The sequence below is a fragment of the Actinophytocola oryzae genome, assembly GCF_004364325.1.
GTDB lineage: Bacteria > Actinomycetota > Actinomycetes > Mycobacteriales > Pseudonocardiaceae > Actinophytocola > Actinophytocola oryzae.
The window spans coordinates 541,869-550,712 of sequence record NZ_SOCP01000001.1 but is presented as its reverse complement, the minus strand read 5'-3'; the positions used below and the strand labels follow the sequence as shown (position 1 = coordinate 550,712).

Sequence of the window (8,844 nt, the reverse complement as noted above, 5' to 3'; positions counted from 1 at the left end):
GCACGGAATCGGAGGAATTCACACACCGGGATCAGAAGAACAGCCACCTCGCCGACTCCTCGGAATCGACGACCAATTTGCTGCCGCCGCCGAACGTGAATTCCGTGCCCGGATCCGCGCCGAACAGTTCCAGGCGCAGTCCGGTCACGCGTTCCGTTTCGGCGATCCGCAGCGACAGGGTGAGGTCGGCCCTGGACAGCTCGACGCCGCCGTCGGTCCGCGCCTCGGTGAAGCCGAACTGGGTCAGCGCGGCGGCGATCCGGCTCGCCCGGTCGGCGGTCACGTCGATCGTGACGCCCCGGATGTCGCCGAAGACGCGGTCGCCGCCGTCGGTCTCGCCGAGTGCCGCGTCGAGGTACTCGCGGCGCCGCAGCGCACCGTCGTCGGCAGGCTTCGCGCCGAGCGAGGCGAAGTACTCGGGGGTGACCTCGTTGAGGAACAACACGAACGGGCTGCCCGGCCCGAGGTCGACGTTGATCAGGTGGTACCAGGGCTGCGGCTCGTCCGCGCCGTCGACCGCCCGCCTGACCAGGTCGTAGTAGTAGCTCACGTCGTCGGCGCCGTCGAGCACCGACCTGGCGGCCTGCGCGGACCCGGTGCGCTCGAACGAGAACACGAGCCCGCCTCGCATCGGGGACCCGCCGGGCACCTCCTCGAACAGCTCGACCAGGGTCTCGCGGCCGGCGATGCCGAGCGTGGAGTACGAGCCGGCGATGGAGCTGTCGGCCTGCTTGTGCTTGCGCCTGCCGAACGTCGCGCCGAGGTGCTCCTCGGCCAGCACCGCCCCGTAGGTGTCCCGGTCCACCAGGACCATCACGTGGTCGAGGTAGGGCGTCGGGGTGGCCCGCAGGGTGTCGGTCTCCGGCTTCACGCGTCGCTCCGATCCAGGGAATTCGCAGGCGTCGATCGATTCCCGAGTCTGCCGCGACCGCGGTGTGAGAGGGCACTAGGGAATCCCCTGGGGCGGCCCTGGGGCCCCCGGGAGAAGCAACCATTCCTGGCTTTCGCCGCCGTGATTGTGCTACTCCTCGAAAAGGATGCCCGACAGCATCGGATTGGGGAGAACGTGCTCATCGGACTTCTCGGCACCGTCTCGGTGACGGTGGACGGCACCGCCCGCGACATTCGTGCCGCGAAAACACGCGCACTGCTCGCGGTGCTCGCGCTCGACCCCGGCCGCCCGGTGTCCTACGACGAGCTGGCCGACGAGCTGTGGTCCGACCGCGGCCTCGGCAACCCGCGCAACGCCCTACAGGCGCAGGCCACGAGGCTGCGCAAGGTGCTCGGCGACGGCGAGATCGAGCTGGCCGCGGTGCCCAACGGCTACCTCCTGCGGCTGCCCTCGGGCGAGGTCGACGCCACCCGGTTCCTCGACCTCGCCTCGCGTGGCGCGGCCATGGTCGACACGGTGCCGGAGCGGGCGGTCGAGGTGCTGACCGAGGCGCTCAGCCTCTGGCGTGGTCCGGCGCTGCTCGACGCGGGTGACGGCCTGCGCTGCCGGGGTGCCGCGACGCTGTTCGAGGAGCGGCGCCTGAGCCTGTGGGAGGATCTGGCGGCGGCACGCCTCGCCGTCGGCGACGTGGCGACCGCGGTGGCCGACCTCGGCAGGCTGGTCGCGCAGAACCCGCTGCGCGAGTCGTTCTGCGAGCTGCTGATGGTCGCGCTGTACCGGTGCGGGCGCCAGAGCGACGCGCTGTCGGCGTTCCACCGGATCCGCAACAGGCTGGACGTGGAGCTGGGCGTGCAGCCCGGGGCCCGGTTGCGCCGCTGCCACGAGGACATCCTGGCGCAGGACCCGGTACTGGCCGGCCCTCACCGCGTGGTGGCCGCCTCGCGCTGAGGGACCCGGCGGGGCGGGCGCACCATCTGGTGAAGCACTGCCGTCAGCGCGGGCTCCGCCATGTCCGCCACCTCGAGCCGGGCGCCGAGCGTCACGTCCGCGACCCCGCGCCTGCGCACCTCGACCGCGTCGACCGTTGCCACGTAACGGAAACGCGCGCCGACGCGAACCGGGCGGTGGAAGCGGACGGCGTCGACACCGAGGTTCACCACCGCGCCGACGCCCTCGATCGTGAACACCTCGGCAAGCAGCGCCGGCAGCAGGGACAGCAGGTAGAAGCCGTGGGCGACGGGCCCGCCGAAGGGTCCCTCCGCCGCGCGTTCGGGGTCGACGTGGATCCACTGGAGGTCCCCGGTCGCCTCGGCGAACGCCGTGACCTCGGCCTGGGTCAGCTCCCGCCACGCGCACGCGCCGAGGTCGTTGCCGACCTCACCGGCCAGCTCGGCCGCACCGTCGAAAACCCGCATGCGACCACGATCAACCGTCGCGCTGACCGGCCGGTGACCGATCGCCTACGGGTCAGGTCAGCCGCCGGTCAGCGGTCGGTCAGCCCGCGCACCCAGCATCGACAGGACACACAGCCGGATTCCGTAGGGGGCAAGGTGAACCGTGCGGCGGTCGTCGCGGGCATCGGCAGCTGCCTGCCCGCCAGGTCGGTGTCCAACGCGGAGCTGACAACCCGCCTGGACACCACCGACGAGTGGATCCGCTCGCGGACCGGCATCAGCACCCGCCGGTACGCCGACCAGGGCAGCGCCACCTCGGACCTCGCGGTCGGCGCGGGTGCGCAGGCACTCAAGTCGGCAGGCCAGACGAGCGTGGACGTGGTCGTCGTGGCCACCACGACCCCGGACCGCCCCTGTCCGGGCACCGCGCCGCTGGTAGCGAGCCAGCTCGGCATGACGGGTGTGGCGGCGTTCGACGTCGCGGCGGTCTGCACCGGGTTCCTGTACGGCCTGGCGAACGCCGCGGGCCTGATCGCGGCCGGCACGGCGTCCTCGGCGCTGGTGATCGGCGCCGAGACGTTCTCGAGCATCCTCAACCCGGACGACCGCGCCACGTCGGTGATCTTCGGCGACGGCGCGGGCGCGGTGGTATTGCGGGCAGGCGACCCCGAAGAGGCGGGCGCCCTGGGCCCGTGCGACCTGGGCAGCGACGGCGAGGGGCAGGACCTCATCACCGTGCGTGCGGGCGGGTCCCGTCAACGCCTGTCCGGCAAGGCGCCGGAGCCAGGCGACGAGTACTTCTCCATGGCGGGCAAGGAAGTCTTCTGGCGGGCCGTGCGACGCATGACGGAGTCGTGCCGCGCGGTGCTGGACGCGACCGGCACCGCGATCGGCGAGGTAGACGCGCTGGTCGGGCACCAGGCCAACCAACGCATCCTCGCCAGCCTGGCCGACTCGCTGGGCCTGCCCCGGGAGCGCTGTCTCGGCAACCTGGCCGAGGTCGGCAACACGGCGGCGGCGTCCATCCCGCTCGCGCTGGACCACGCACACGCGAACGGCGAGCTGCGTGCCGGCCAACGGGTGCTGCTCACCGCGTTCGGCGGCGGGCTGACCTGGGGTTCGACCGTACTGACGTGGCCCGTGCTCAGCCGGGCCTGACACAACGAAGGAGCCCAACCGATGAGTGACATGTACGACCGCCTGGTGGACCTGCTGGTGACCCGCTTCGAGGTGGACCGGGCGGAGATCAAGCCGGGCATCACCTTCGAGGACCTGGACATGGACTCGCTGTTCATGGTCGAGCTGCTACTGGTGGTGCAGACCGAGATCGGGGTCTCCATCGAGGAGGACACGGCGTCCCCACGCGACACGATCGAGCGGGCGGCGGAGCTGATCAGCCAGCAGATGGCGGAGGCGAAGGCGTCGTGAGCGGAGCCTGCGGAGCGAACGGTCCATATTCACGACGCCACCGAGCCCGCGGAGGGCGCCGGTGCAGCGGAGCCTGCGAAGCGTTCCGGCGCCACGCAGCGGGAACGGAGGCGTCGTGAGCGGAGCCTGCGGAGCGAACGGTCCATATTCACGACGCCACCGAGCCCGCGCAGGGCAGCGGAGCCTGCGAAGCGTCTGGGCGCAACGCAGCGGAACGGAGACGCCGTGAGCCAGGCTTGCGGAGCGGCCAAAGAACGTCCACAATGGCCACTCACCTGCGACCGGACGCACGAATGGGACTCTCACACGGGTTCAGGTAGCAACGAATGGGACTTTCATAAGGGCTCAGGGAGCAGAACGGACGCTCCGCTCGTTGCCATGTGGATAGCGTCGGGCAGGGCGGGCGAGGGGGCATCGTGACTTCTCCGTCGATCGCGGTCACCGGGCTCGGCCTGGTCACGGCGGCCGGGATCGGCGTGGCGGCCACCCAGGAGCGGGTGTGGTCCGGCACGCCGACCGCGGCCCGCACCGAGCACCTGGCCGGGCTGCCGGTGGACTTCGCCTGCACGGTCCCGGGCTTCGAGCCCAACAAGCACTCGGGCAGGCGCGCGAACCTCACCCAGGACCGGTTCACCCAACTCGCCATCGCCGCCACCCGGGAGGCCGTCGCCGACGCCGGCCTCGACCCGGAGTCCTGGGACGCACCCAGGGTCGCCGTGGTCATCGGCTGCGGCCTCGGCGGGGTGAGCACCTGGGAGAAGCAGCACCGCAACCTGCTCGACCGCGGCGCCGAAGCCGTGTCGGCGCTGCTGATCCCGATGCTGGTGCCCAACATGGTGGCGGGCAACGTCGCCATGCGGTTCGGCGCCAAGGGCCCGTGCCTGGTCACGGCCACGGCGTGCGCGTCCGGCGCGACGGCCATCGGGACCGCGCTGGACCTGTTGCGCAGCAACCGGTGTGACGTGGTGATCACCGGCGGCGCCGAGGCGGGGGTCAGCCCGCTGATCGTCACGGGCTTCGCGCAGATGGGTGCGCTGTCGAAGCGGCTAGGCGATCCGGGTGCCGCGTCCCGGCCGTTCGACACGGACCGGGACGGGTTCGTCATCGGTGAGGGCAGCGGGATCCTGGTGCTGGAGCGGGAGACCGACGCGCGGGCACGTGGCGCGCGGGTCCACGCGCGGCTCGCCGGCTACGGCGCGTCGGCCGACGCCCACCATCTGACCGCGCCGGATCCGGAGGGCACGGGTGCCCGCAGGGCGATCCTCGCCGCGCTCGCCGACGGTGGGCTGAGTCCCGCCGATGTCGACCATGTCAACGCGCACGGCACGTCGACGCCGCTCAACGACGCGGTCGAGGCCAAGGTCCTGCGGGGTCTGCTGCCCGGCGGCGCCACGGTCACCTCTACCAAGGGCGTGGTTGGTCACACGCTCGGGGCGGCCGGTGCGATCGAGGCTGCGTTGACCGTGCTGACCGTGCGCGACGGGCAGGTGCCGCCGACCGCGAACCTCGACAGTCAGGATCCCGAGGTCGACGTGGATGTGGTGGCCAAGGCGGCCAGGGCACAGCGGGTCGACGTCGCGGTCAGCAATTCGTTCGGCTTCGGTGGCCAGAACGCGGTGCTCGCGTTCACGGCCTAGCCGATCACGCGGCCAAGTGCACTGAAGGCGTCCTTCAGTGCGCCCAGCGTTACGAAGGCGTCCTTCAGTACGGCCAGCGTTACGAAGGCGTCCATCAGTACGGCCAGCGTTACGAAGGCGTCCATCAGTGCGCCCAGCGTTACGAAGGCGTCCATCAGTACGGCCAGCGTTACGAAGGCGTCCATCAGTACGGCCAGGGCGGTCTCACGAACACAGGAGAACAGGGTGGAGTTCGACACGATCGTCGTCGGTGCGGGGTCGGCCGGGTGCGTGGTGGCCAGGCGGCTCGTCGACCGGGGTGCGCGGGTGCTGCTGCTCGAGGCGGGTGGTCCCGCGACCAACCCCGCCATCCACGACCCGCTGCGCTTCGGCGAGCTGTGGTTCGGCGAGCAGGACTGGGCCTACCGGACCACCCCCCAGGAGGCCGCCGCCGACCGGCGGCTGCACCTGCCGAGGGGCCGGGTCCTCGGCGGGTCCAGCGCCCTCAACGCCATGATCAACACCCGTGGCGCCGCCGCCGACTACGACCACTGGGCCTACCTCGGCAACGCGGGCTGGTCCTGGGCCGACGTGCTCCCGGTCTTCAGGCGGATCGAGGACTTCGACGCCGGCGCCGACGAGTGGCACGGCTCAGGCGGCCCACTGCGGATCACCACCCGCTACCGCACCGACCCCGTGCACGAGTCGCTGATCAAGGCCGCCGAGGAGACCGGCATCCGCTACAACCCGGACTACAACACCGGCGAGCCGGACGGCGTCTCCCGCGTGCAGTTCACGATCGCGGACGGCCGACGCCACAGCGCCTTCGACGCCTACCTCGCGCCCGTCCTGGGCTCCCCCGACCTGACCGTGGTCACCGGCGCCCGTGTCCGCCGCCTCCTGTTCGACGGTGGCACCTGCGTCGGCGCCGAGTGGGTCAGCGACGGCCAGGTCGCCTCCGCCGCCACGACCGGCGAGGTCGTGCTGTGTGCCGGCGCACTGGAGTCGCCGCGCGTGCTGATGTTGTCCGGCATCGGCGACCCGGCGCACCTGCGGGACGTGGGTGTCCCGGTCGTCGCCGGGATTCCCGGTGTGGGTGAGAACCTGCACGACCACCTGCTGTCACCCGTGATCGTGGGTATGACCCGCAACCCCGGCCGCCCCTCCGCCGGCCTCGGTCCCGCCCAGACCCACCTGTTCTGGCGTAGCAGGCCGGGTCTCGCGACCCCGGACGTGCAGCCGCTCAACTTCCCCGTGCCGATGTACGGGCCGGGCATGTCGGGACCGCAGGCCGGCGTCACCATGCAGGCGGGCATCGTGCGGCCGACGAGCCGTGGCCGGGTCCGGTTGTCCGGCCCGAACGTCGAGGACGAGCCGCTCGTGGACCTCGGTGTGCTCCGGACCGAGGCGGACGTGCGGGCACTGGTCGCCGCGGTGGAGCTGTGCCGGGAGATCGGCCGCACCTCGGTGCTGCGTGAGGAATGGGGTGCTGCCGAGGTGTACCCGGGGCCGGACGTGAAGTCCGACGAGGAGCTGCGCGACTACGTCCGCCGGACCGTCAGCACCTACCACCACCAGGCAGGCACCTGCCGGATGGGCGCGGACGCGGACGCCGTGGTCGACGAGCGGCTGCGGGTGCACGGTGTGGCGAACCTGCGGGTGGCCGACATGTCCGTGGTGCCGGGCGTCCCGACGGGCAACACGAACACGCCCGCGATCATGATCGGCGAGCGGGTCGCCGAGTTCATCGGCTGAGCAGCCGCCCGGGCGCGTTGGCCTCGACGAAGTCGCGCACCTGCTCCAGCGAGAACTCGGGCAGGGGCGCGACGACGAGCCGGTCCACCCCCAGTTCGGCGTAGTCCGCGACGATCTCGGGGGTGAGCAGGCGCGACGGCGTGATGCTGACGTGCAGCGGTGTCTCGCGCGGCACCTCGGTGGCGAGCCTGGCCAGCTCCGCGAGACGTTCCTTCGTGGCACGCAGGCCGAGCAGGTAGCCGTACCAGCCGTCGGCCAGCCGCAACGCGCGGCGGAGCCCGGTCGTGCTGTGCCCACCGAGCACGACGGGCACGCGACGCACCGGCCGAGGGTGCGCGTCTACGCCGGCGAAGTCGACGAACTCGCCGTGATACTCCGGTTTTTCGTCGTACCAGAGTGACTGGATCGCGGCCAGGTACTCCTCGGTGCGTGCCCCGCGACGCGCGAGCGGCACGCCGATCGCGGTCAGCTCCGGTTCGAGGTAGCCGACGCCGGCGCCGAACACGAGCCGGCCGCCGCTGAGCACGTCGACGGTCGCCAGCTGCTTGGCCAGCACGAGCGGGTTCCGTTGCGGCAGCACGACGACACCAGCAGCCAACGCGATCCGACTGGTGTGCGCGGCGAGGAAACCCAACGACACCACAGGGTCCAGCAACGGCTCGGCGGGTTCCATCGGCGAGGGCTCGACCCGTGGCGTCGGCAGGACGACGTGGTCGCCCACCCACAGCGAGTCGTACCCGAGGTCCTCGGCCAGCCGGGCGATCCCGGCCGCGGCGGAGGGGGCGGCCAGCACCCGCAGGTTGGCCCCGTACAGTCCGATCGTCAGCGTCACGAACCCACGGTATCGACGCGGGCACCCGCGCTCGCGAGGAACTCCCCGACCAGTGCCCGGAACCGCTCCGGGTGCTCGACGTGCGCCATGTGGCTGGCGTCGGGGATCAGCTCCCACCGCGACCCGGGCAGCGCGCGGTGCAGCTCGCCGACCGCGCCCGGCGTCACCTCGTCGTGCTCGCCGGACACCAGCAGCACGTCGACCTCGATCGCGTCGAGCCGGTCGGTGATGTCCCAGCCCGCGAGGGTGCCGGTGAGCCGGAACTCGCTCGGCCCGGCCATCGTGCGGTAGACCGTCGAGTCCTCGGCGAGCGCGACGAGGGTACGCATCACCTCGCCGGGCACGGGCTTCGCGCGGCAGACGTGACGCCGGTAGAAGACCCGCACCGCCTCGTCGTACTCGGGCGAGTCGGTGGTGCCTGCCGCCTCGTGCGTCTCGATCACCGTGCGGACGTCGTCGGGCAGCGCGGCCACCAGGGCGCCGACCTCGGCGGTGTAGGTGTCCGAACGGGCGAAGCCGGACGCCACGGTCAGTGACCGCAGCCCGGCGGGCCTGCGCACCGCGTGCTCGAGGCCGAGCAGGCCGCCCCAGGAGTGGCCGAGCAGGTGGTAGCCGCCCGCGATGCCCAGGTGGTCAAGGAGTGCGGCCAGCTCGCGCACGTACAGCTCGACGGAGAAGAACCCGTCCGGGGCGTCGGGCCGGTGCCCGGAGCGGCCGGTGCCGTGCTGGTCGTAGAACACGACCGCGCGACCGTCGGCCAGTGCCGACAGCGACTCCAGGTAGTCGTGGGTGAGGCCGGGGCCGCCGTGGCAGACCACCAGTGGCGCCGCCTGGTCCAGCTCCCCCACCACCCGATACCAGGTGTCGAGCCCGTCGTGCCGCAGGACGCCGTCGAACGACTCGGCCATGTCGCCTCCATGATGAGAA

General features: G+C 71.9%; 10 protein-coding genes. 5 read left to right on the top strand and 5 right to left on the bottom strand.

Going from position 1 to position 8,844, the window contains the following annotated elements; genetic code table 11:
- Window positions 1–31 precede the first annotated feature (31 nt).
- A complete protein-coding gene (locus CLV71_RS02275) occupies window positions 32–871 on the bottom strand; it encodes a DUF5829 family protein (protein WP_133900840.1) in 840 nt (279 codons plus the stop codon).
- Window positions 872–1,066: 195 nt separating this feature from the next.
- Here CLV71_RS02275 and CLV71_RS02270 point away from each other — a divergent pair, with 195 nt between their 5' ends.
- Window positions 1,067–1,840, top strand: a complete 774-nt coding sequence (locus tag CLV71_RS02270) for an AfsR/SARP family transcriptional regulator (RefSeq protein WP_133900839.1) — start codon at window positions 1,067–1,069, stop codon at window positions 1,838–1,840.
- Here CLV71_RS02270 and CLV71_RS02265 read toward each other — a convergent pair.
- A complete protein-coding gene (locus CLV71_RS02265; protein ID WP_133900838.1) occupies window positions 1,813–2,307 on the bottom strand; it encodes a MaoC/PaaZ C-terminal domain-containing protein in 495 nt (164 codons plus the stop codon). The genes CLV71_RS02270 and CLV71_RS02265 overlap by 28 nt on opposite strands.
- Window positions 2,308–2,442: 135 nt before the next feature.
- Here CLV71_RS02265 and CLV71_RS02260 point away from each other — a divergent pair, with 135 nt between their 5' ends.
- From CLV71_RS02260 to CLV71_RS02250, 3 genes are all read left to right on the top strand, one after another.
- Window positions 2,443–3,444: a beta-ketoacyl-ACP synthase III gene (locus CLV71_RS02260; protein ID WP_133900837.1), complete on the top strand. Its 1,002-nt coding sequence runs from the start codon at window positions 2,443–2,445 to the stop codon at window positions 3,442–3,444.
- Window positions 3,445–3,465: 21 nt separating this feature from the next.
- The gene (locus CLV71_RS02255; protein WP_133900836.1) at window positions 3,466–3,714 is read left to right on the top strand and encodes a phosphopantetheine-binding protein; all 249 of its coding nucleotides are present in this window, start codon (window positions 3,466–3,468) and stop codon (window positions 3,712–3,714) included.
- A 416-nt stretch (window positions 3,715–4,130) separates the two neighbouring features.
- Complete coding sequence (locus CLV71_RS02250; protein WP_133900835.1) at window positions 4,131–5,351, top strand: beta-ketoacyl-[acyl-carrier-protein] synthase family protein; 1,221 nt, start codon at window positions 4,131–4,133, stop codon at window positions 5,349–5,351.
- Here CLV71_RS02250 and CLV71_RS02245 read toward each other — a convergent pair.
- Window positions 5,348–5,590, bottom strand: coding sequence for a hypothetical protein (locus CLV71_RS02245; RefSeq protein ID WP_133900834.1), 243 nt, complete (start codon window positions 5,588–5,590; stop codon window positions 5,348–5,350). The two genes, CLV71_RS02250 and CLV71_RS02245, sit on opposite strands and share 4 nt — an antisense overlap.
- On the opposite strand from CLV71_RS02245, the gene CLV71_RS02240 reads away from it, so the two are divergent.
- A complete protein-coding gene (locus tag CLV71_RS02240; protein WP_133900833.1) occupies window positions 5,577–7,085 on the top strand; it encodes a GMC family oxidoreductase in 1,509 nt (502 codons plus the stop codon). The two genes, CLV71_RS02245 and CLV71_RS02240, sit on opposite strands and share 14 nt — an antisense overlap.
- On the opposite strand, the gene CLV71_RS02235 is transcribed toward CLV71_RS02240, so the two are convergent.
- Both CLV71_RS02235 and CLV71_RS02230 read right to left on the bottom strand, forming a co-directional pair.
- A complete protein-coding gene (locus tag CLV71_RS02235; RefSeq protein WP_166663883.1) occupies window positions 7,075–7,917 on the bottom strand; it encodes a TIGR03619 family F420-dependent LLM class oxidoreductase in 843 nt (280 codons plus the stop codon). The two genes, CLV71_RS02240 and CLV71_RS02235, sit on opposite strands and share 11 nt — an antisense overlap.
- Window positions 7,914–8,825 (bottom strand): proline iminopeptidase-family hydrolase, encoded by a 912-nt coding sequence (locus CLV71_RS02230; RefSeq protein ID WP_133900831.1) that lies wholly within the window; start codon window positions 8,823–8,825, stop codon window positions 7,914–7,916. Before CLV71_RS02230 ends, CLV71_RS02235 begins: the two co-directional genes overlap by 4 nt.
- Window positions 8,826–8,844 lie beyond the last annotated feature (19 nt).